Consider the following 22,040-nt stretch of genomic DNA (forward strand, 5'->3'; position numbering starts at 1 on the left):
ATAATAATGCTCCTCAATTTATGAAAGTGAGGGATGTTAAGTGGCAGATGAAATGAACAAAGATTTAAATGAGCGAAATGACTGGGCGACTACTGAGTCTGACTTTAATGAAGAAACGGCGGCAGAGGTTGCACCTAATTTAGGTCTTGCTGGAGGATTTGCCGATGATGCTGACCGACCACGGGCGTTTGATCGGCCAAATGTGGAGGAACAATCTGGCGGTAAAGTGATGGGTACCATTGCTTTGGCATTGTCCATTCTGTCGCTATTTTACTCACCTGTCCTATTTGGAGCTGCAGGGATTATCATCGGCTTTATTTCTCGACGCAGGGGAGCCACTGGTCTTGGAAATTGGGCCATAGGAATTGGTGTAGTATCGATGATTATCGGGTTGTTTATCGCACCGTTCTTCTATTAGGCGGACTTAATAAAAAAAGAGGAACTTTCCCTTATCAGGGAAGTTCCTCCTATTAATTTTAATTTACTGTTGTTTTTGGAAATAATCCTCTGCTAATTGATCGACTTCTTTTTTCAATTCTTCGACAAGACGGTCTTCTGGCACTTTACGAACAATCTCACCATGGCGGAATAATAAACCTTCCCCACGTGCTCCAGCAATGCCAATATCAGCCTCTCTGGCCTCACCAGGACCGTTAACAGCACAACCGAGAACAGCTACTTTAATAGGTGCTTTAATTTTCGCAATGTACTCCTCAATCTCATTGGCGATGCTAATTAAATCAATTTCAATACGCCCACATGTAGGACAAGAAATGAGAGTTGCAGCATTGGCGGCAAGTCCGAATGTTTTAAGAAGCTCTCTTGCAACTTTCACTTCCTCAACAGGGTCGGCGCTTAATGAGATGCGAATTGTATTTCCTATGCCCTTACTTAAAATAGCACCTAAGCCTGCTGCACTCTTTACTGTTCCAGCGAATAGGGTACCTGATTCGGTAATTCCTAAATGGAGAGGATAATCAAAAGCTCTAGCCGCTTTTTCATATGCCTCAATTGCTAAATTTACATCAGAAGCTTTAAGTGAAACAATAATGTTGTGGAAATCAAGATCTTCAAGAATTTTGATATGATGGAGGGCACTTTCCACCATTCCATCAGCTGTTGGGTACCCATATTTATCCAAAATCCGCTTTTCGAGTGATCCGGCATTTACCCCAATCCGGATTGGTACCCCTTTTTCCTTAGCTGCTTTCACAACCGCTTCCACTTTTTCACGTTTACCAATATTACCAGGATTAATTCGAATTTTATCAGCGCCGCCTTCAATCGCTTTTAGGGCGAGGCGATAATCAAAATGTATATCGACAACTAGCGGAATATTGATTCGTTTTTTTATTTCAGCAATCGCGTTTGCAGCTCGTTCATCAGGGCAGGCAACACGGACGATTTGACAACCGGCTTCTTCTAAACGTTTGATTTGGGCAACTGTAGCATCAACATCGTGTGTTTTTGTTGTAGTCATACTTTGAATAACCACTTCATTGTTACCGCCAATCGTTAAGTTACCGACTTTAATAGGGCGGGTTTTGGTACGATGTGTTATTTCATTCATGCGAAAAATCGCTCCTTCATAATGGTATACCCATCTATTGTATCAATGGTACAAAAAAAATGACAAGTTTTTTTATTCCGTTTCATTATAGACTGGGAATTTATATACTCTTCCAATTTGGATCATTTCAGGCTCTATTTTAGGATTCAAAATTTGAAAGTCTTCAATTAACTGGGAAATCGATACAGGTAGTGGACCTCCTTGAAGTTGTTCGGCAATCGAAAGAACGGTCTGTCCGGAAGCTACCTTTACTTCTTTAAAATCAAGCTGTTCCTCTTTTCCGTTTTCTAACTTAGCATCATTTTTGTTTTCTTTTTTCTCTTCTTGTAAAGAAGGTTTGTTCTTATGTTTACTTTCCTCTTTTCCTTGTAACAAAACGATGGAAGTGGGTGTACTTAAAACACCAGCGCTTAAATCATAATAGATCACATAGGTAACAAACATAAATAGTAAGGTAAGGAGCAATTTTTTCATATAAATCACCGTCTTCTTCGTTTTGTTACACTTTATGCTTGTCCTTAAAGAAATATGAAAAGTTTATATACTAATTTTTGGAGATTCTAGTAATTTTATTGTTTCTCTCACTTCATTTTCTTTTACAAAAGAAGTTTTCTTTTTTTTATTTACCTTTTTCAAATGGGCCAATGGTTAACACCCCTTATAAATTATTATTCGTTATACAATTATGTAATTTAATTACTATTATAATTTTCCTAAAAAACAGCCACCTATTCAGGCGGCTGTTCTCTATTCATTGGCGTTTTCGCTTTAGGGATTTCAACGATAATCAAGTATAAAACAATCGTGGCAGTGACCCAATAAAGTAAAAAAGCAAAAGGAATTAAAATTTTCAAAGCATCAGTAATTGCGAAAAATAGGGTCGGAATCGTCACGGCATAAGCTGATAGAATCCAAAGGCTATTGTAACGCAGCTTTCGGTTGAATTGTTTAGCAAGAAATAATCCAATGGCCGCTAAAACAGAAATTCCGATGAATTTAAAACTTGTTTGAAATAAATAAATGAATAAAAATAGAAATGGTAAAATGACATAAATAATAGAATTTAATTGTTTTGTAAAACTTACTAGTTTATTTTTATTTAATGTTATATCTCCCAAAGTAGAATATGGAAGTTGTTGCTTCTCAGATTCATTCACGATAACGGCTTCTTTCTGCAACAATCCTATTGCATTTCTATGCGTAGTGACTTCGTCAAGCGTTACTTTTCCTGTTGGATCAAATATGAAGGTGAATCCATCGCTTTCCTCGATGATAGGTGAATCTAAATTAGAAGAGAGTTTGCCATTTTTAAGCTCGAAGTCTGGTAATTCGTTTATAATCTTTTCATGCGTTAATGAAACCCATTTTAACATGTCGTTACTGATAGAGATTCCGGTTATTACTGTAGAAATGAGCATTAACAGGAAAACATAGCTGATGGTTTTGCCGATTCCTTGAAAACGGAATAAGGCCACATCTTTTGGTGAATAGATGCTTTTAAGAAATTGTTGAAATATATTCATGCTACTATAACACTTCCTTTCATCGCATATATTATACATTACTTCCAAAAGATACAAGTGAAAATAAGCTTGAGTTTTTAGTTTTTAAATGATATATTATTTGAGCGGTTGTTAAAAATCTCTAAATTTTTATAAAATCGTTCAAATTGAAAAAGGTTGACATTAGTTTCTTTGTTTAATATAATAATTAATGTCGCTAAAACATTCCACAGTAGCTCAGAGGTAGAGCTATCGGCTGTTAACCGATCGGTCGCAGGTTCGAATCCTGCCTGTGGAGCCATCATTATGGCGGTGTAGCTCAGCTGGCTAGAGCGTACGGTTCATACCCGTAAGGTCGGGGGTTCGATCCCCTCCGCCGCTATCTTTCTTACATCAAAGAATATTGCTTTGGCGACTGTGGCGAAGTGGTTAACGCACCGGATTGTGGCTCCGGCATTCGTGGGTTCGATTCCCATCAGTCGCCCCATCTATTAAAAAAATATAAGGACCCTTAGCTCAGCTGGTTAGAGCTATCGGCTCATAACCGATCGGTCGCAGGTTCGAGTCCTGCAGGGTCCACCATATTACTTTATTGGCTACGGAGGAATACCCAAGTCCGGCTGAAGGGATCGGTCTTGAAAACCGACAGGCGGGTTAAACCGCGCGGGGGTTCGAATCCCTCTTCCTCCTCCATTAAATTTGATTAAATTACTTATACCATCGCGGGGTGGAGCAGTCTGGTAGCTCGTCGGGCTCATAACCCGAAGGTCGTAGGTTCAAATCCTGCCCCCGCAACCAATACATAACTTTATAAGTGAGAAATGGCTCGATAGCTCAGTCGGTAGAGCAGAGGACTGAAAATCCTCGTGTCGGCAGTTCGATTCTGTCTCGAGCCACTACGAAAAGGGCATCTAATTGATTTAGGTGTCTTTTTTGTGCATTCTAAAATAATTTTAAAAAAAGTATAATAAATTACGCAATTGACTAAATTAATCTTGTTGTGTAATTTTTGAGGTTTCAAAATTGAAAAACTGTGGAAGAAGTGGTAATGTAACAAGTAAGAAATGCTTTTTAAACTATAATGTATAAAAAGTCTTAAATTAAAAAAATCCTTACATAGGAATTTAGGAGGAGATTTAATAATGGCAAAATTTGAATTACCACAATTACCTTATGCGTATGATGCCTTAGAACCACATATTGATGCAAGAACTATGGAGATCCATCACACTAAACATCACAACACATATGTTACAAATTTAAACAATGCACTTGAAGGTAATGAAGAGTTACAAAGCAAGTCTGTTGAAGAAATCGTTGCAAACCTTGATGCAGTTCCTGAAGCAATTCGTACCGCAGTTCGCAACAATGGCGGCGGCCATGCCAACCACACATTATTCTGGACAGTTATGAGTCCAAATGGCGGCGGTGCACCAACAGGTGAACTAGCTGATGCAATTGCCCAAAAATTTGGCAGCTTTGAAAAATTCCAAGAAGAATTCAACAAAGCAGCGGCAACACGTTTTGGATCCGGCTGGGCTTGGCTAGTTGTAAACAATGGTCAACTAGAAGTAACAAGTACTCCAAACCAAGATACACCATTATCAGAAGGGAAAACACCAATTCTTGGTTTAGATGTTTGGGAGCATGCTTACTACCTAAACTATCAAAACCGTCGCCCTGACTATATCGGTGCATTCTGGAACGTAGTGAACTGGGAAGAAGTAACGAAGCGTTTTAACGCGGCAAAATAATGCAGCAAAATTTTATGAAATGAAGGAAGTCAGCACTTATGCTGGCTTCTTTTTTTTCTATACAAATTTCATTGCATATCCCGTCTTTTCTTTGGAACAATAGTTACTAGTAAGAAAAGGGGAGTCAGTAATGAACCAATTTTTGGAAAGAATGACAGGACATAAAGAGGTAAATAAAGAAATTGTCTTCCTATTACTAATTGGAGGGCTATACGCATTAAGTATTGCGTTATCTAACACATTTGTGAATGTATATTTGTGGAAGCAATCGGGTAACTTTATCGATATTGCCCTATATAACTTAGCTGTGGTAGTTATGCAGCCAATTACTTTTATTTTGGCTGGGAAATGGGCAAAAAAAATTGACCGGATCATTGTCCTCAGATTAGGGGTAATCTTTTTATCAATTTTTTATGTAACTGTTCTTGCAAGTGGAGATAATGCTTCAAGGTTTTTGCTGCTCTTAGGCGGACTGTTAGGCGTTGGTTATGGATTTTATTGGTTGGCATTCAATGTTTTAACCTTTGAGATTACAGAACCGGAGACGCGAGATTTTTTTAACGGCTTTTTTGGGGTTTTAACGTCTTTGACAGGCATGATTGGTCCGATGTTGGCAGGTTGGATTATCTCCAGCTTACAAGCATTTACAGGTTATACGGTCATTTTTAGCATCTCGCTTGGGTTATTTATCAGTGCTGTCCTTTTAAGTATGTTTATAAAGAGGAGGCCGGCACATGGATCATATTCCTTTAAACGTGTTTTACACGAGAGAAAAAATAATCATAACTGGCAAGGGATTTTACATTCAGCATTTTTTCAAGGATTGCGTGAAGGTGCCGTCATGTTTGTCATCTCGGTCTGGGTATATATTACGACCAACAGTGAGCTTGCTTTAGGAACATTTGGCCTGGTAAACTCCGGAGTTTCCTTTGTTTTTTATTTTCTTGCTACAAAATTTATTAAACCCGAGCATCGTATAAAAGCCATTCTTATAGGTGGGTTATTGCTGTATGGCAGTGTATTTTTACTTATCTTTGATCTTTCTTTCGGGAGGCTGATTATGTATGCAGTTGTCATTGCAATCGCTTATCCAATACTGTTAGTCCCGTATATGTCTCTCGTTTATGATGTGATTGGAAAGGGTTGGATGGCAGCTGAAATGCGGATTGAATACATTGTTGTCCGAGAATTATATCTTAATACAGGAAGGGTTGTGTCGATTCTGCTCTTTCTATTGCTTGTCACTTCACTAAGTGAGGAACGGGGCATTCCAATTTTACTTTCAATAATTGGGGCGGGACATCTATTGATTTACTTTTTTGTAAAAAGAATTAATGTTGAAAAAACCAATCCTGGTGAAACTAAGGAAAAAACATATTCGCCGCTGCCAAGAAGAAGGTTGGCTGATGGAGAAAGCGGCTCACCTGTTTGAAGAACACATTTTTTGTGTTCTTCTTTTTATTTACAAAACCTTTACATTCCGTTTAAACAGGGTTAACACTAATCCTTTAAAGTTAATGTTGTAAAGAGGAAAACAATATTTTGTTCAGGGGGAACATAATAATGAAAAATATGAAAAATCTCTTATTAATGGTAGTAATGTCGGCTTTTGTCATTTTGGCAACAGCTTGTGGTGGTAGCGGACAAACTAATACAGACAAGGCAAAAGATGGGGGAACAGCGGAACTAGAAGGAGACGTTATTGTTGATGGTTCAGGTACTGTTTATCCATTAATGGCACGCCTTGCTGAAGAGTATATGACAACAGCCCAAGAAAACGTAAGTGTTCAAGTAGGTCGTGCAGGTTCATCAGCGGGCTTTAAAAAGTTTATTCCAGGTGAACTTGATTTCTCTGATGCTTCAAGACCAATCAAAGATGAGGAAATTTCTCAGCTTGAACAAAAAGGCATGAAGATGGGTGAAAATGTATTAGAAATGAAACTTGCTTATGATGGCTTAACGATTGTTATTAATAAAGAAAATACATGGGCAAAAGATATGACGAAAGAAGAAATTATTAAGATGTTTACTTCTAGAAAAGTAAAAGCGGATGATAAAGTGTTATGGTCTGATATTCGTCCTGATTGGCCGAAAGAAGAAGTGAAGTTTTTTGGACCAAATGAAAACCATGGAACATACGAATTTTTCTTTGAAAACATTCTTGATGAACAGCCATTAGTTAAATCAATAAATCTACAACAAGAATATTCAACATTAGTAGACTTGGTATCTAAAGATAAAAATGCGATCGCTTATTTTGGCTATGGTTACTATGCAAGCAATACCGACAAATTACAAGCTGTTAACGTAGACTTTGGCAATGGCCCAGTTGCGCCAAAGTTAGACACTATTGGCGAAGATAAAGATTATGCACCATTCACACGCCCTGTGTTTACTTATCTTAATGTGAATTATGCAAAAGAAAAACCACAGGTGTTGGATTATGCAAAATTCGTAGTGGAAAATGCTGATGATTTTGCTGGTGAAACAGGATTTGCACCAATGAACCAAGAAACATTAAAAGGCTATCTTGACCAATTAAATGCGATTAAATAATAAGAATTAAAGGATTAAAGAAGGGGGCTGCCCACTAAAGGCAGCCACGCCTTCTCAAGATGTTAGAGAGGAGCAGTTTTCTTGCATAAAGCTGTAAATGTTAGAGAGCTTATTGAGAATAGTAAAAGCCGGGGTAAAAATAAGATTATCGAAAAATCAGTACCCGTGATCTTGTATTCAATCGCCTCCATTTCTGTGCTAACAACAATTGGAATTGTTTTTACATTAATTTATGAAGCGATTTTATTTTTTAAAGAAGTATCAATACTAGAGTTTTTCACAAGTACTAAATTAGAACCACTAGCTAAAGAACCTTCATTTGGTATTCTTCCCTTAATTAATGGGACGATTATCACTACGATTATTGCGATGTTAGTAGCGATACCGATTGGTTTGACGACCGCAATCTTTATGAGTGAGTATGCTACCGATAAGGTAAGAAAGCTACTGAAACCGCTAATTGAAGTATTGGCAGGGATCCCTACAATCGTTTATGGTTTCTTTGCTTTTACATTTGTTACTCCCCTATTAAGACAATTTATTCCCGCATTAGAGCCTGTAAACGCACTAAGCCCAGGCATTGTTATGGGGATCATGATCATCCCATTGGTTGCTTCACTTTCAGAAGATGCCATGAGTGCAGTTCCAAATGCTATGAGAGAAGGTGCACTGGCACTTGGCGCAACAAAATTTGAAGTAGCGATAAAAGTTGTCATTCCAGCAGCCATTTCAGGTATTATTGCATCATTTGTGCTGGCTATTTCAAGGGCGATTGGAGAAACAATGATTGTCACGATTGCCAGCGGCTCAAACAAGGGTTTCACATTTGATATTACCCAGCCAATGCAAACGATGACGGCATATATTGTTGAATTCACGAGTGGTGACGCCGGTAGTGGAACGGTTGGTTATTACAGTTTATATGCTGTTGGAATTACATTGTTTGTTTTCACGTTGTTGATGAATTTATTAGCACAATTTATTTCCCGGAAATTCAGGGAGGAATATTAGCATGAAATATATCGATTATAATATCGTTAACAAGAGAATAAGAAATCGTATTTTTAAAAATAAACTGATTAAAAATATATTCTTCCTTTCTACATTATTTGCGCTTGTTGTTCTAGCAATATTAATTTATCGAGTAGTTGTGGATAGTATTGGTTGGTTGGACTGGCAATTTCTTACAAGTAAACTTTCCATGAGTGCAGAAAGGGCAGGCATTAAAGGTGTACTTATTGGAACATTGTGGCTAATGGTAGTTGTAGCGCCTATTACCATGTTTTTAGGGATTGGTACTGCCATTTATCTTGAAGAGTATGCCAAAAAGGGTAGATTTCAGTCCTTCATTCAGACTAATATTTCGAATCTAGCCGGTGTTCCTTCTGTCATCTTTGGACTTTTAGGATTAACGGTATTTGGTAGAATGCTGAATTTAGGGTCAAGTATTTTAGCGGGAGGTCTCACGATGTCTCTGTTAGTGCTTCCTGTTGTTGTTGTTGCCAGTCAGGAAGCGATACGATCTGTACCTCAATTCTTAAGAGAAGCTTCTTATGGTATGGGTGCGACTAAATGGCAAACAACAAAAAACGTGGTCTTACCAGCCGCATTGCCTGGGATCTTAACCGGAGTGATCCTTGCACTTTCAAGAGCGATTGGTGAAACTGCACCATTAGTTGTCCTGGGAATTCCAGCGCTAATTATGCCGGTGCCTGACAATATTCTCGATGATTTTACGGCATTGCCAATGCAAATCTATTATTGGACAGTTGATTCAGTCTTAACAGCAGAATACGCACATCTTGCGGCAGCAACAATTGTAGTTTTACTACTAGTTTTATTTGTTATGAATTCAATTGCCATCATCATTCGAAATAAATTTCAAAAACGATATTAATTGGAGGAAATTCTATGATTTCTGTTATCGAAAAAAAATATGTTTCTGATACAGGAAAGGACGAGTCCTTAAAAATGAAAAACGATGTTCAACCACTTAGAAAAACGATTTTTGACACAAAAGACTTGAATTTATGGTATGGCGCTGACCTTGCCTTAAAACTTATAAATCTTACTATTTATGAAAATGAAGTTACTGCGATTATCGGCCCGTCAGGTTGTGGAAAGTCAACCTATCTAAAAACCTTGAATCGCATGGTGGAAATGATTCCGAGTGTGCAAACCTCTGGAGAAATTTTATACCGTGGACAAAATATATTTGATAAGTCCTTTCAGGTTGAAGAACTGCGGACCCGCGTCGGAATGGTCTTCCAAAAGCCAAACCCATTTCCAAAATCCATCTATGACAATATTGCATACGGTCCGAGAATTCATGGTATCCGTGACCGGAAAATATTAGATGAGATTGTAGAAAAAAGTTTACGTGGTGCAGCTATATGGGATGAGGTAAAGGATCGCCTTCATGAAAATGCCTATGGTTTATCGGGCGGTCAACAGCAGCGTATTTGTATTGCAAGATGTCTCGCTATTGAACCGGATGTTATTTTAATGGATGAACCAACATCTGCGCTTGACCCTATTTCTACTTTAAAAGTTGAAGAATTGTGCCAGGAATTAAAGAAAAATTATAGTATTGTTATTGTTACCCATAATATGCAGCAGGCCGCTCGTATTTCTGATCGAACCGCATTTTTCCTAAGCGGTGAGGTCATCGAGTATGAGCCTACCGATCAGATTTTCTCTAAACCGAAGGATAGGAGAACGGAAGATTATATTACAGGTCGTTTTGGATAATACAAATTGGGATGCTTAATTAAGGGGAGAGAAAAACGATGGCGCTTAGAGAAAATTTTGATTTGAAACTTAAACAATTAAATGAAAAGGTGCTTGAACTCGGAGGTCTTGCTGAAAATGCTTTCTTGAAGTCAATGACCGCCTTAAAAAAGAACGATATAGAGAGTGCGATTCAAGTCATTGATGAAGATTCCTATATCGACCATCTTGAAGAGGAAATTAATGACTTAGCAATCGTATTAATTGCAAGGGAAGCACCGGTGGCTGTTGATTTACGTAGAATCATCGTCGCTATAAAAATTTCTTCCGATTTGGAAAGGGTTGCTGATTATGCCGTTAATATAGCCAAATCGGTGATTAGAATCGGTGAAACGAAACATAAAGTGCCTGACGAATCATTGCAAAAAATGTTTACAATCGCTAAGGAAATGTTGTCACTATCGTTTAAAGCTTTCTTTGAGGAAGATGTTGTTCTCGCCAAAAAAATTGCAGACATGGATGATGATGTCGATCAATTATATGGCGACACAATCAAAACATTTTTACAGTTATCAGTAGATAATAAAGATGAATTTATGCAAATTACACAGTTATCCTTTATTGCGAGATATATAGAAAGAATCGGAGACTATGCCACTAATATATCTGAAGGAGTATTTTACATCGTAAAAGGTATTCGATATGAGTTAAATAATTAAAAAGGACTTTCAAAAGTCCTTTTTATCGTTTTTTCGTGATGATTTTACCGATTTCTTCGAATGACATTGAACTGTTTAGTTTATAAGTGCCAATTTGAATGGAACCGGTCCAATCCTTTTTCGTTAAAAATTGGTCAAATTTACGGCCATCATCAATAATGCCAGCCTTTTCTAGCAAAGTTGCAATTTGAATACTGTCCATTCCAGGCTTGACTGTTAATGTATAAGACTTTTGCGATTGCCCACTATTATTAGGTATGGTTGTTTGTGGATTTTGTGGCTTAGTTGCAGTGTTATTATTTTGATTTGCTGCTGTTTTAGGTACTTTTTGGCCAGGAACTACCTTTGTTTCGTTTTCCTTGCTTTTTGTTTTTATAGCGAGTAAATCATCATATTCCTGTTTTGAAATTGAAAGATACCCTTTTTCATTTAAGTATTGCTGTACTTTATCGTCTGTTATAGTTTCTTTTACTATTATTTTCTGCTCTCTTTCTACTTGGGGCTGTAAATAATAGATAGCAGTTAAAATCGAAGTAGCAATTACCATGCCCGAAGCGAAGCTTCTTAAAGAATTATTTGCCATTCGTTTCCATCCTTTTCTAGTTGTTGCACTTTGGTTTATTCCATAATATCGTCACGATTCGATCTTTCATTCAATGGAGTCGTAAAGTTCTCATTTCCAAGCAGTTCTTCTTCTAATATTTTTAATTTTTTCTTCATTTGATAGTTTTCCTGCATGACAACCATGGTTAAATTTTCTATCTGATTTTCGAGTTCTTTATATTTATCTTTTTTGAAAAAAGATAGGATTAACAAAACGATTGAGAAAGAGAAAAGTCCAATGATGGCCGTCTCTATAGTAAGCATGTATAGTTCACTCCAGTTCCGATTCGAGTTGATACTTTATTCATTATAGCTTTATTTGTAGTAATTTGCGAAGCAAACAGTGAAAAAAAATAGCTCTATTGTCGAATCTTGGATTATAAAAAATAATCGTAATTTTTTTATATTGCTATATCAACTGTTCAAGCGTTTCGACAAAATCACCTCGTTGTAGTGGTTAACAGAACGGTGCTATCATAGCAATAAGAAGAAAAAGATAGATTGTACAATGTGTGGAAAGCGATTTCAAAGAATTGAATGAATAATAAAAATAAACTTAAGGGTGTTATAGATGATTAAACATAAAATAATCAATAAAAATATCGGAATATGGAGTAAACGGAATGGAATAGAATGGGGCAAAGATTTACATTGGAATATAGGTGTATCAAATTCTTAGCAAAACCTAACTTATGCTTCAGCAAAAAGCGAGAAACATTCACTGCAACTTGAAGTGGAGGATTTTACCTATTTAGATCAATGCTTATATTTAAAGAAAATAACTTTATTCAATGACTCGATAGTAAAGCAGGATGTAGCCTTGTTTTTTCAACAGAATTACGAAGAAAGGAATGGGACAGCTTTTTTTAGCATGGGTAATCGAACACTGTATCATGAATATGAAGGCACCTATTTTCTGTTTAATGGATTGTTGGATGGGAAAGGAATATCCCAGTATACAACATGGCAGAAAAATAATTTAGAGAATAAACAGGTCGTTAATATAGAAAACGGAATCCTTCCATATAACCCAATTTCAGCGGGCCAAATTGAGAGTGCCTTTTCTTTAGAAACTACTTTGTTGCCATATGAAATTAAACATGGCTATTATTGGGCCGTTCTTGGTAAAGATTTAAATAAAATAAATAGAAAAAATGAGTTCGTGAAAAATAACCCGGAACGGCTTATAAGGGAGTTGATTGAAAACGACTTTAGTAATGACAAGATTATTCCACTTAGCAATTAAGGGTTGAATATATCTTTAATATTTGTTATTATATTTAAGTCTGAGAACTCGTCATTTGCACTATTTTATATTTTTATGACGAAAGATGATAATATATATGAACTTTGAATGAAGGTCTGGAGGGATATTCATGCGTGTTAACGTCACATTAGCTTGCACAGAAAGCGGACATCGTAACTATATTACAACAAAAAATAAGCGTAACAATACTGAACGTATTGAGTTAAAAAAATATTGTCCAGCATGCAAAACTCACACATTACATCGTGAAACAAAATAAAACAGTAGGGATTTAATTCCTACTGTTTTTTTTACATATATCCTTGGAAAAACAATCTGGGGGAGGCTGAAAAAAATGAACAAAAGCGAAATAAGACAGATGATGAAAGTAAAACTTCAACAACTGTCAGGTGATGTTATCAACCAGTGGTCTAGTGACATCGCAGCTCTTCTTTATAATTCTCAGGATTGGATTGCTGCTAATACAATCGGCATTACCATTTCTAGAAAGAGAGAGGTTGCAACAAAGACTATTATCGAAAAGGGCTGGGAACAAGGGAAACGCATAGTTGTACCGAAATGCGACCCGGGAACAAAGGAAATGACCTTCCGAGTTTTACATTCCTTTGACCAATTGGAGATTGTCTACTATGGCTTAGAAGAACCGAAGGAAAGTGAAACAACTGCCGTTTCTGCAAATGATATTGATTTCCTCTTGGTTCCAGGCTTAGTTTATAACAAAGAAGGCTATCGAATTGGTTTTGGCGGCGGTTATTATGACCGTTTTTTAAGTAAATACGAGGGTAGAACTGCTGCATTGGCCTTTGAAGTGCAACTTCTTGGTGAACTCCCTCTTGAAGAGCATGATATTCCTGTCGATACGCTAATTACGAATAAACAGGTCATTGTATGTCGTTCATAATCAGTGATTTCCTTTTATTTTTGGTTGTGGTAATAGCTACATTTCTAGGTTTTAAAGAAAAATCACTAACAAGGTCCGGAGCATTTGCGTCCGTATTGGTTGGCTTGGCAATAATAGCAGCCTTTGGATTTAAAGGATTAGTTCTATTGGGCGCTTTTTTTGTAACTTCTAGTTTATGGAGTAAGTTTAAACTGGAGAAAAAGCAGCGGGTCGAAGATAAATTAAAAAAAAGCGGGGCACGGGATGCTGTTCAAGTTTTTGCAAACGGCGGGGTTCCAGCCATTTTAAGTTTACTTTACCTAATGTTTCATAGTGAGCTTTTACTGTATATGTTTATTTGCGCACTGGCAACGGCAAATTCTGATACATGGGCATCTGAAATTGGTTCGATCAGTAAGAGGCAGCCTATCCATATACTTACCTTCCGAAAAGTGGATGCTGGAACGTCGGGGGCTGTGTCCCTATTGGGGACTTTAGCTGCCTTATGTGGTGCATTCTTGATTGGAATCATTGGGCTTTTACTTTGGAGCGAACTGCCACTTAAAGCAGGAATTATGATTGCCATTGTTGGCTTTATCGGGAATCTATTCGATACCATCTTAGGTGCAACTGTCCAAGTTACATATGTATGTCCGAATTGTGGACTGATCACCGAAAAGACGATGCATTGTCAGGTAAGGACCATTCGTAAAAGTGGTTTTCTGATGTTTAACAATGATACAGTAAATTTTTTATCAATAGCCTTGGGCTCACTGCTTATTCTTTTTTTGCTGTAACTAGTAAGTAATGGAGTTGAATAATAATGACGGATTATACAAGATATTCAAGACAAATGCTGTTTACACCGATTGGGGAAGTCGGCCAACAGAAGCTTAAAAACAGTTCAGTTCTGATTGTTGGCATGGGGGCCCTTGGGACAGCATTGGCCAATCATTTCGTTAGAGCTGGAATCGGCCTTGTTCGCTTTGTTGATCGTGACTATGTTGAAAAAAGCAACTTGCAAAGGCAAATGTTATTTGATGAAGATGATGTTGAAGCCGCGTTACCAAAGGCGATTGCGGCTAAAAATAAGCTAACTAAGATAAACTCGGACATTAAAATTGAAGCCATTGTTGCAGACGTTTCTCCTCGAAATATTGAAGAATTGCTTAATGGAATTGATATTGTTGTGGATGGCACAGATAATTTTCAAACAAGATTTTTATTGAATGATGCCTGCTTTAAGCAAGGGATCCCTTTTGTTTACGGAGGTGCAGTAAGCTCTAGAGGGATGTCTGCAATCTTTATTCCGAATGAAACGCCATGCTTACGATGTTTTATTTCATCCAGCGATCAAGGCGGTCAAACTTGTGATACAATTGGAGTTATTTCGCCGATTGTTGATATTGTTGCATCGCTAGAGGTTGTGGAGGCGTTGAAATTTCTTGTTGGTGAACAGGCTAAATGCCGCAATAGTTTGCTTACTCTTGATATATGGAATAATTATAACTATGATATGAAGTTTTCAAAGCCAAAAGTTGATTGTCCAACATGCCAAAAACATGAGTACCCTGCCTTAAATTTAGCTGAGAAAGATATGTTTACCGTACTATGCGGCAGGGAGACCGTACAAATTCAAGGTGATCGAAAGTTTAATTTAGAGGAATGGGCTGAACGTCTAAAACCAATCGGGGCTATACAAAAGACTCCATTTTTGTTGAAAGTAGAATTACCAGAGGGAGAACGGCTTGTTTTATTTCCTGATGGAAGGACATTGGTCCAAGGAACAGAGGACCAAGTACGGGCAAAAACATTGTACTCACGGTATATTGGCCTTTGAGGGATAAAAATTGCTTTTTTTGGGATGATAAGTAGTAGGAGGGATCGACCATGCAAAATTCCTTAATGCGTATCATCTTATTAGCAGTTGCCTCGATTTTTATTTATCAATACCGTTATCGGTTAATGAATGCCGTTTTGGGGCAGCCTTGGTTACGAAAAATGGCAGTAAAGTCATTCATGCAAATTCCATTTGTGCGTGAGCGTATGGTTGGCCAAATGTTTCGATTTCAATAAAACGAGAGGTGTTGGTTTATAAACCACACCTTTTTTTATTATAATAGGTATTGAAAGTAGGTGAGGCGATTTTGTATAGCTCAATTAGTCAAGATCAATTATTTTGGCGTTTAGCCTATGAATTAGTAACAAATCATGGATATCGGGTGTTAAAACTCAATGAACATGGTGAAGTTTGGTTGGAATTGTTGGAACTTCGCGACAAGAAAATGATTCGATTGCTCCGTTATGATATTGATTGGGGAAATTGGATTGAACGCGATATAGAACAAACATCTCAAGTAATTAGTAAATATAAAAAACAATCCAATCGCAAAAAAATGAAAGCCTATAATATCTATTTTTCAACTTATCCACCTGTTGATGATTGGGGACATCAAGTGGACAATTCAAATGTAGAAACAATATTAATAGAGTTAGGTAATCGCGAGGCTGAGCTTAGCAAGCTATTTAAACAATTAAATTTACCGGTGACTGATTTAAAAAGTTTATTAGCAAGTGATGAAGATCCTGTTTTTTTCATGCAAGCTATTCGCCGGACAGAAAAAATGAGAATACAAGCGGAAAAAAATCTTCTATTTGCTAATAAACCTTCATTGACTTATGGATTGGTAGCTGTTAATGTCATCATGTTTTTGTTATTAGAATGGGTTGGTTCAAGTACTGACATCGAAACATTAATTAAATTTGGGGCCAAATATAATCCTCTTATTTTAGCTGGTGATTGGTGGCGGTTTATTACGCCGATGTTTTTACATATAGGCTTTTTGCATTTGGCTATGAATATGATGGCTTTATATTATTTGGGATTGTCCGTAGAAAGAATTTTTGGAACTTGGCGTTTTTCCCTTATTTATTTTGCAGCCGGTATAGCTGGGGCAGTTTCCAGCTTTGCATTTAGTACTTCAGTATCTGCAGGTGCCTCTGGCGCTATTTTTGGCTGTTTTGGCGCTCTTTTGTATTTTGGGGTCGTTCATCCCTCGTTATTTTACAGAACAATGGGAGCGAATATTTTTGGTGTCTTAGCTATCAATCTTGCTTTTGGCTTCCTTGTACCGGTGGTGGATAATAGTGCTCATATTGGCGGTCTTATTGGTGGATTTTTAGCTTCTGCCATCGTTCATTTACCAAAGCATAAATTGCTTATAGGCAGGCAGATTGGGGCGTTTTTGCTCTTGTTTTTCATAACTGCAGCAGCATTGTATTTCGGTTTTCGTGGATAAATAGAAAACAAATAATGTATGTTTCTTTTTATATTGGTTAATGATGGAACTTAGGAGATTGCCAATGTGAGGAGGACATACATTGTCAAAAAATACAGAAATCAAACATCCTGCACATTCCCAAATTGATGCAAATGTCGCCTATATGAAAGAGCAAATGGGAGTAGGAAAAAGCTTTGATATTATTTATCTTGATCTGGATTATGCAGGCCGTAAGATGGCGTTGTTTCTAATTGATGGTCTTGCAAAAGATGATCTTTTGCATTTATTGCAGAAGTTTTTTGCCAGACTAACACCGGAGGACCTTGAGCCGGCTCCTTTAGAAAAGATGCTAAAAACCTACATCCCTTATGTTGAAGTTAATAAAGAGAAGGATTTAGATGTTGTTATTGATACTGTATTGGCAGGTCCAACAGCATTGGTTATTGATGGCATTGATGAGGTTATTTTAATAGATGCTAGAACATATCCTGTACGAGGACTTGAAGAACCGGATACGGAGCGAGTTGTCCGCGGTTCAAGAGATGGTTTTGTTGAAACCATCGTTTTTAACACGGCGTTGACGAGAAGAAGAGTCCGCGATAGGTCATTAAGAATGGAACCAATGCAAATTGGGAGACGTTCGAAAACGGATGTCGTTATTTGTTACATAGAAGATATAGCCGACCCTGACCTTGTAAAGGAAATTAAAGACTCCTTGGAGAAAATCGATACGGATGGCTTGCCTATGGCAGAAAAAACAATTGAGGAATTTATTGGAGGCCGCCATTTTAATCCATATCCAATTGTTCGCTATACGGAGCGGCCGGATACGGCAGCCTCCCATCTTTTTGAGGGACATGTCATTATTATTATTGATGGTTCTCCAAGTGTTATGATAGCACCGACGACATTTTGGCATCATATGCAGCATGCAGAAGAGTATCGCCAAAAGCCAATTGTTGGTGCTTACTTGCGGCTAGTACGTTTCATTGCTATATGGGCATCTTTGTTTTTGTTGCCGCTATGGTATTTGTTCTCCGTTCACCCAGAGTATTTGCCAAGTCAATTAAAATTTATTGGCCCGAATGACCCTGGTGATGTCCCACTATTAATTCAATTAATTATAGCTGAGATTGGAGTTGACATCTTAAGGATGGCTGCTGTCCATACACCTACTTCACTTGCCACAGCGCTTGGTCTAGTGGCAGCACTCATGATTGGGCAAGTAGCTGTTGAGGTCGGTTTGTTTACAAATGAGTCTGTTCTGTATATTGCAATTGTTGCAATTGGAACATTTGCAACGCCTAGCTATGAAATGAGCTTAGCAAACCGCTTAGTCCGGATTGGATTTTTGTTTATGGCGGGATGGTTTGGTCTTATTGGTTATATTATTGCCATAACGCTATGGATCATTTTGATGGTAAGAATGAAGTCATTTCAGACTCCGTATTTTTGGCCATTTATCCCATTTTCATATAAAGCTTTTAAAGATGTATTGTTTAGATCACCGATTCCTTTAAAAAAACGAAGACCGACAATCTTACATCCCCAAGATCCGGATCGATAAGGAGTTCTCTCAAAAGGAGAGCTCCTTTTTGTTTTCAAGTGGCTAAAGTTCTTCATTTTTAATATACTTAAGGGAGTACATATAATACATAGTCGGTTAGGAGATGCTTCAAGGGTGAGGACTATTTACGATATTCAACAACTATTAAAGCGTTTTGGGACTTTCATTTATGTTGGAGACCGTATCGCAGATTTGGAACTAATGGAAGACGAGGTGCGGGAATTGTATAAGTCACAATTTATTGATGTGAAGGATTTTCAAATGGCCTTATTGCTGCTGCGTCAAGAAATTGAACGAGAAAAAGCAAAAAAGAAAAATCTGCATTAATAAAGGGTGAGGCCGATGGAAAAATGGCTGGTTGGTGTAGATGTAGGTGGAACAACTATAAAGCTTGCATTTATTTCGGTTAACGGTGATATTTTGCATAAATGGGCCATACCAACAGATGTATCAAATGACGGTAAAAATATCATTCGAGATATAGCCCACTCAATCTTATTTAAGCTTCAGGAATGCAAGCAAAATATAACCAATATAAAAGGAATTGGGATGGGTGTACCCGCTTTTATGGATATGGATACCGGCTTTATTTACGAAGCAATTAATTTAGGCTGGAAAAATATCGATATTAAAAATGAGCTTGAGGAAAAACTTCAGCTTCCTGTTGTGATCGATAATGATGCCAACGTGGCGGCCATTGGCGAGATGTGGAAAGGTGCTGGGGCTGGCTCAAGGGATTTATTATGCATAACCATCGGCACCGGCATTGGCGGCGGTATTATTATGAACGGGGAAATTGTTCATGGCGTTAATGGGATGGCAGGTGAAATTGGTCACATCACTGTTATTACGGAGAATGGATTATTGTGTAATTGTGGAAAAAACGGCTGTCTCGAAACAATTTCTTCAGCAACAGGGATGGTTAGACTAGCAAAGGACGGCTTAGACCGCCATACCGATAGTATGTTGGCGATAGAATATCAACAGTCTGGAAAGCTTTCAGCTAAGATGATTATCGAGGCTGCTTCGAAAAAAGATGCTTTTGCCTTAAAGGTAGTTAACACAGCATGCTTTTATTTAGGGCTCTCATTAGCTAATATTGCAAACACAATCAATCCGAGCAAGATTGTGATTGGTGGGGGGGTTTCGAAGGCGGGAACGATCCTATTAGATTTAATAACGAAATACTTTAGCCAGTTTGCCTTGCCTCGTGTCTATGAAGGGACAGAGTTAAGAGTGGCTACCCTTGGCAATGATGCAGGAGTCATTGGTGGTGCATGGCTAGCGAAATATCGCGGTTGATAAAAATTATGATAAAAAGTTGCCCTCTAAAAGGTAAAAGGAGAAAAAATGAGGAAGTTACTAGTTGTCATCATATGTATAGTCGTCTTATATGGATGTAGTGCACCTGATAGAGTGGTAAATGATGCTTCATTTATTAAAAGAAGCGGTAAAGAAAAAATTGCTCCGAAACAATTTCACAGAGTTTTGAAGCCCATTACCCCACAAGAATCTCAGGAATTTTATACAATTAATGAGTGGTATGATGAGAATACTGTCATCTACTCTGTTGGAGCAAATGGCCTATCCTCGCTTTATTTACATAACTTCCTTACTGGTAAAAGGTCCCTGCTTTACCAAACGGAAGAGTTTATCAGTAAGGTACAGGCAAATTCCAATCATTCATTATTTGCTGTGCAAACATTGGAGCAAAGCGGTACAAGCCATTTAAGAATTCTCGACAAAAAGGGAAAGGAAGTATTTCATTGGTCCGATAATATTGAGGAACTGCAATTTATGTGGAATCCATATGAACCTAACGAATTAGCCGTAACTGAATTTTTGGCTAATTTAGATTTTCAACTTTTAAAAGTAAGTGTAAGTACGAAAAAGGTAGAAAAAATACCTGTGAATAACCCGTTTGTACAATGGACAAGCAAGGATGAGCTTGCTTATTTAAATTGGAATCAAAATGGGCCTAGCTTGGTTGCTCCGTTGATGCTATATCATATAAATACAAAAGCCGAGGAAAAGTGGCTTGAAAGGTGTATCTTATTTTTTTCTATGAAAGATATTATGCTAGCCATTTCGTTGGATGATAAAGGGAATCAAAACCAGTCCTTATATACATTTTATGATTTAGAAACGCGAAAAGCACTGACTAGAATTAAGATCCCTGTTTTAAATACATTTTCTGAGTCATGGTGGGTCCCTAGCTTAGATTTTGACCATGATCGTAAACTATTTTATTATTTGAAACCGAAACATGCAGCGGATATTACAGAATACAATGAAGGATACGAACTTAGGGTGCTATCCTTGCAGGATAAAGATGAGGAAGTGTTGGCCGATCTTCCAGATAATCTTCCGATTAAACTATCTCCTAATGGCGAGTGGTGTTTAATTGGTCAACAGTTGGAACAAGTACTAAATCTTTCAAATAAAAAAATAACCAATTTAGTTTCACATAAAAAAAGCATCAACAATTGAAAATTTTCAATTGTTGATGCTTTTTACTGTTTTTAGTGAATAACTGTAGGGACGCCATGTCCTCCAAGAATACCGATGAATGTCATAACAGTAAACCAGCCAAATGTTAGTACAGAAGCGCCTGCGAAGAAAACTGCAAGAAAGCTTTTCTCTTTCAATGCGCGGAATGTACCTGCTAGGCATAATAATGTTACTAACGCAAAGATAATTACAAGACCCATTGCTCTACCCCCTTACAAATAAATTCTGTCATTAATATACCCATTTTTTGAATAAAAACTACTTTGTATGTATACTAAAAGTGCATCTGTTGTTTATTTTAATCTTTTTTCATAGTTTTGTCGAGGACAAAAATAGGCATGTATGTGTCTAAATTATGATACCTTAAAACATCAAAGAGGCAATCTTTCTAAAATTCATGTAAAATAATCTTAATTTTGATAAAATGGAGGTTTCATGTATGGAATTAAAGTGGAGGCAGTTTCCATTAGGCCCACTGCAAACGAATGCCTATATCATTGAAAATGAAAATAAGGAATGCATTATTATTGACCCTGGTAGTGAAGGGAAAAGATTAGTGAAAAATTTGGAGAAAAATGGGTTACAACCATTAGCAATATTATTAACACATGCTCATTTCGATCATATTGGTGCTGTGGACGATGTTAGGACAAAATGGAGTTGTCCGGCATATATACATATAAATGAGCAAGACTGGCTAACAAATGCTTCGTTGAATGGATCGAAATTTTTCGGATTGAAAGATGAGATTATAGTTAAAGAAGCTGATAAGTTGTTGCAGGAAGAAGGACAACTTACTATTGGTTCATTTCAGTTTGAGGTATATGAAACACCAGGCCATTCTCCAGGAAGTGTGTCCTATTATTTAAAAGAAGAGGCTACCGTGTTTTGTGGTGATGCACTCTTTGCGGGAAGTATCGGCAGAACGGATTTATATGGCGGGTCCCATAAACAGTTAATACAAAGTATTCATGATAAATTATTGGTATTGCCTGAAGAAACAGTCGTTGCACCCGGGCATGGTATGCTTTCGACTATTATTAATGAAATGAATGGAAATCCATTTCTAAATGGATTTTAATGTTAAAGGGGCCGTCTAG

The 22,040-nt window shown here is 37.4% G+C and carries 26 protein-coding genes and 7 tRNA genes; 27 read left to right on the forward strand and 6 right to left on the reverse strand.

The window, feature by feature from the left end; all coding sequences use genetic code 11:
• The first annotated feature begins 52 nt into the window (after nt 1–52).
• Nucleotides 53–418, forward strand: coding sequence for a DUF4190 domain-containing protein (locus ACNQFZ_RS16865; RefSeq protein WP_458412477.1), 366 nt, complete (start codon nt 53–55; stop codon nt 416–418).
• 63 nt (nt 419–481) lie between these two features.
• Here ACNQFZ_RS16865 and ispG read toward each other — a convergent pair whose 3' ends face one another.
• The 3 genes from ispG to ACNQFZ_RS16880 all read right to left on the reverse strand — a co-directional run bounded on the left by ispG (nt 482) and on the right by ACNQFZ_RS16880 (nt 3,093).
• Nucleotides 482–1,570, reverse strand: coding sequence for a flavodoxin-dependent (E)-4-hydroxy-3-methylbut-2-enyl-diphosphate synthase (gene ispG / locus ACNQFZ_RS16870; protein WP_458412478.1), 1,089 nt, complete (start codon nt 1,568–1,570; stop codon nt 482–484).
• A 72-nt stretch (nt 1,571–1,642) separates the two neighbouring features.
• Entirely contained in the window at nt 1,643–2,044 is a 402-nt protein-coding gene (locus ACNQFZ_RS16875; RefSeq protein WP_458412479.1) for a hypothetical protein, read from the reverse strand.
• A gap of 254 nt (nt 2,045–2,298) precedes the next feature.
• A complete protein-coding gene (locus ACNQFZ_RS16880; protein ID WP_458412480.1) occupies nt 2,299–3,093 on the reverse strand; it encodes a DUF1189 domain-containing protein in 795 nt (264 codons plus the stop codon).
• Nucleotides 3,094–3,298: 205 nt separating this feature from the next.
• Here ACNQFZ_RS16880 and ACNQFZ_RS16885 point away from each other — a divergent pair.
• The 14 genes from ACNQFZ_RS16885 (at nt 3,299) to phoU (ending at nt 10,831) form a co-directional block, all read left to right on the forward strand.
• A tRNA-Asn gene (locus tag ACNQFZ_RS16885) sits at nt 3,299–3,373 on the forward strand.
• Nucleotides 3,374–3,380: 7 nt separating this feature from the next.
• Nucleotides 3,381–3,454 (forward strand) — tRNA-Met (locus ACNQFZ_RS16890).
• Between the two features lie 29 nt (nt 3,455–3,483).
• Nucleotides 3,484–3,559, forward strand: a tRNA-His gene (locus ACNQFZ_RS16895).
• An 18-nt stretch (nt 3,560–3,577) separates the two neighbouring features.
• Nucleotides 3,578–3,654: transfer RNA gene (locus tag ACNQFZ_RS16900), tRNA-Ile, on the forward strand.
• A gap of 18 nt (nt 3,655–3,672) precedes the next feature.
• Nucleotides 3,673–3,765 (forward strand) — tRNA-Ser (locus ACNQFZ_RS16905).
• A gap of 28 nt (nt 3,766–3,793) precedes the next feature.
• A tRNA-Met gene (locus ACNQFZ_RS16910) sits at nt 3,794–3,870 on the forward strand.
• A 25-nt stretch (nt 3,871–3,895) separates the two neighbouring features.
• Nucleotides 3,896–3,968: transfer RNA gene (locus ACNQFZ_RS16915), tRNA-Phe, on the forward strand.
• Nucleotides 3,969–4,214: 246 nt separating this feature from the next.
• Nucleotides 4,215–4,826, forward strand: a complete 612-nt coding sequence (locus ACNQFZ_RS16920; protein WP_458412481.1) for a superoxide dismutase — start codon at nt 4,215–4,217, stop codon at nt 4,824–4,826.
• 130 nt (nt 4,827–4,956) lie between these two features.
• Complete coding sequence (locus ACNQFZ_RS16925; RefSeq protein WP_458412482.1) at nt 4,957–6,258, forward strand: MFS transporter; 1,302 nt, start codon at nt 4,957–4,959, stop codon at nt 6,256–6,258.
• Between the two features lie 131 nt (nt 6,259–6,389).
• The gene (locus ACNQFZ_RS16930) at nt 6,390–7,382 is read left to right on the forward strand and encodes a PstS family phosphate ABC transporter substrate-binding protein (RefSeq protein ID WP_458412483.1); all 993 of its coding nucleotides are present in this window, start codon (nt 6,390–6,392) and stop codon (nt 7,380–7,382) included.
• 81 nt (nt 7,383–7,463) lie between these two features.
• Complete coding sequence (pstC, locus tag ACNQFZ_RS16935; protein ID WP_458412484.1) at nt 7,464–8,393, forward strand: phosphate ABC transporter permease subunit PstC; 930 nt, start codon at nt 7,464–7,466, stop codon at nt 8,391–8,393.
• 1 nt (nt 8,394) lies between these two features.
• The gene (pstA, locus tag ACNQFZ_RS16940; RefSeq protein WP_458412485.1) at nt 8,395–9,279 is read left to right on the forward strand and encodes a phosphate ABC transporter permease PstA; all 885 of its coding nucleotides are present in this window, start codon (nt 8,395–8,397) and stop codon (nt 9,277–9,279) included.
• A gap of 74 nt (nt 9,280–9,353) precedes the next feature.
• Nucleotides 9,354–10,133 (forward strand): phosphate ABC transporter ATP-binding protein PstB, encoded by a 780-nt coding sequence (pstB, locus tag ACNQFZ_RS16945; protein ID WP_458415426.1) that lies wholly within the window; start codon nt 9,354–9,356, stop codon nt 10,131–10,133.
• Between the two features lie 38 nt (nt 10,134–10,171).
• Nucleotides 10,172–10,831: a phosphate signaling complex protein PhoU gene (gene phoU / locus ACNQFZ_RS16950; RefSeq protein WP_458412486.1), complete on the forward strand. Its 660-nt coding sequence runs from the start codon at nt 10,172–10,174 to the stop codon at nt 10,829–10,831.
• A 22-nt stretch (nt 10,832–10,853) separates the two neighbouring features.
• Here phoU and ACNQFZ_RS16955 read toward each other — a convergent pair whose 3' ends face one another.
• Nucleotides 10,854–11,414: a hypothetical protein gene (locus ACNQFZ_RS16955; RefSeq protein WP_458412487.1), complete on the reverse strand. Its 561-nt coding sequence runs from the start codon at nt 11,412–11,414 to the stop codon at nt 10,854–10,856.
• 35 nt (nt 11,415–11,449) lie between these two features.
• Nucleotides 11,450–11,698, reverse strand: coding sequence for a hypothetical protein (locus ACNQFZ_RS16960; RefSeq protein WP_458412488.1), 249 nt, complete (start codon nt 11,696–11,698; stop codon nt 11,450–11,452).
• Between the two features lie 556 nt (nt 11,699–12,254).
• On the opposite strand from ACNQFZ_RS16960, the gene ACNQFZ_RS16965 reads away from it, so the two are divergent.
• From ACNQFZ_RS16965 to ACNQFZ_RS17015, 11 genes are all read left to right on the forward strand, one after another.
• Nucleotides 12,255–12,680, forward strand: coding sequence for a hypothetical protein (locus ACNQFZ_RS16965; RefSeq protein WP_458412489.1), 426 nt, complete (start codon nt 12,255–12,257; stop codon nt 12,678–12,680).
• A gap of 130 nt (nt 12,681–12,810) precedes the next feature.
• The gene (gene rpmG / locus ACNQFZ_RS16970) at nt 12,811–12,960 is read left to right on the forward strand and encodes a 50S ribosomal protein L33 (protein ID WP_458412490.1); all 150 of its coding nucleotides are present in this window, start codon (nt 12,811–12,813) and stop codon (nt 12,958–12,960) included.
• Between the two features lie 75 nt (nt 12,961–13,035).
• On the forward strand, nt 13,036–13,602 hold the full coding sequence (locus tag ACNQFZ_RS16975; protein ID WP_458412491.1) for a 5-formyltetrahydrofolate cyclo-ligase: 567 nt from the start codon (nt 13,036–13,038) through the stop codon (nt 13,600–13,602).
• The gene (locus ACNQFZ_RS16980) at nt 13,590–14,378 is read left to right on the forward strand and encodes a DUF92 domain-containing protein (protein WP_458412492.1); all 789 of its coding nucleotides are present in this window, start codon (nt 13,590–13,592) and stop codon (nt 14,376–14,378) included. Before ACNQFZ_RS16975 ends, ACNQFZ_RS16980 begins: the two co-directional genes overlap by 13 nt.
• 26 nt (nt 14,379–14,404) lie before the next feature.
• A complete protein-coding gene (locus ACNQFZ_RS16985; RefSeq protein WP_458412493.1) occupies nt 14,405–15,421 on the forward strand; it encodes a ThiF family adenylyltransferase in 1,017 nt (338 codons plus the stop codon).
• Nucleotides 15,422–15,471: 50 nt separating this feature from the next.
• Nucleotides 15,472–15,657, forward strand: coding sequence for a hypothetical protein (locus ACNQFZ_RS16990; RefSeq protein WP_458412494.1), 186 nt, complete (start codon nt 15,472–15,474; stop codon nt 15,655–15,657).
• A gap of 71 nt (nt 15,658–15,728) precedes the next feature.
• The gene (locus ACNQFZ_RS16995) at nt 15,729–16,880 is read left to right on the forward strand and encodes a rhomboid family intramembrane serine protease (protein WP_458412495.1); all 1,152 of its coding nucleotides are present in this window, start codon (nt 15,729–15,731) and stop codon (nt 16,878–16,880) included.
• Between the two features lie 145 nt (nt 16,881–17,025).
• A complete protein-coding gene (locus ACNQFZ_RS17000; RefSeq protein ID WP_458415427.1) occupies nt 17,026–18,429 on the forward strand; it encodes a spore germination protein in 1,404 nt (467 codons plus the stop codon).
• Between the two features lie 114 nt (nt 18,430–18,543).
• On the forward strand, nt 18,544–18,756 hold the full coding sequence (locus tag ACNQFZ_RS17005; RefSeq protein WP_458412496.1) for a YqgQ family protein: 213 nt from the start codon (nt 18,544–18,546) through the stop codon (nt 18,754–18,756).
• 15 nt (nt 18,757–18,771) lie between these two features.
• Nucleotides 18,772–19,731, forward strand: a complete 960-nt coding sequence (locus tag ACNQFZ_RS17010) for an ROK family glucokinase (RefSeq protein ID WP_458412497.1) — start codon at nt 18,772–18,774, stop codon at nt 19,729–19,731.
• A gap of 48 nt (nt 19,732–19,779) precedes the next feature.
• Nucleotides 19,780–20,919 carry a YqgU-like beta propeller domain-containing protein gene (locus tag ACNQFZ_RS17015; RefSeq protein ID WP_458412498.1) on the forward strand — a complete coding sequence of 380 codons (1,140 nt, stop codon included), beginning with the start codon at nt 19,780–19,782 and terminating at the stop codon, nt 20,917–20,919.
• Nucleotides 20,920–20,951: 32 nt separating this feature from the next.
• Here the strand turns inward: ACNQFZ_RS17015 and ACNQFZ_RS17020 are convergent, their stop codons facing one another.
• Nucleotides 20,952–21,140: a DUF2759 domain-containing protein gene (locus tag ACNQFZ_RS17020; protein WP_458412499.1), complete on the reverse strand. Its 189-nt coding sequence runs from the start codon at nt 21,138–21,140 to the stop codon at nt 20,952–20,954.
• 239 nt (nt 21,141–21,379) lie between these two features.
• Here ACNQFZ_RS17020 and ACNQFZ_RS17025 point away from each other — a divergent pair, with 239 nt between their 5' ends.
• A complete protein-coding gene (locus ACNQFZ_RS17025) occupies nt 21,380–22,021 on the forward strand; it encodes an MBL fold metallo-hydrolase (RefSeq protein WP_458412500.1) in 642 nt (213 codons plus the stop codon).
• Nucleotides 22,022–22,040: the final 19 nt, after the last annotated feature.

The organism is Schinkia acidoalkalinis, from assembly GCF_054301215.1.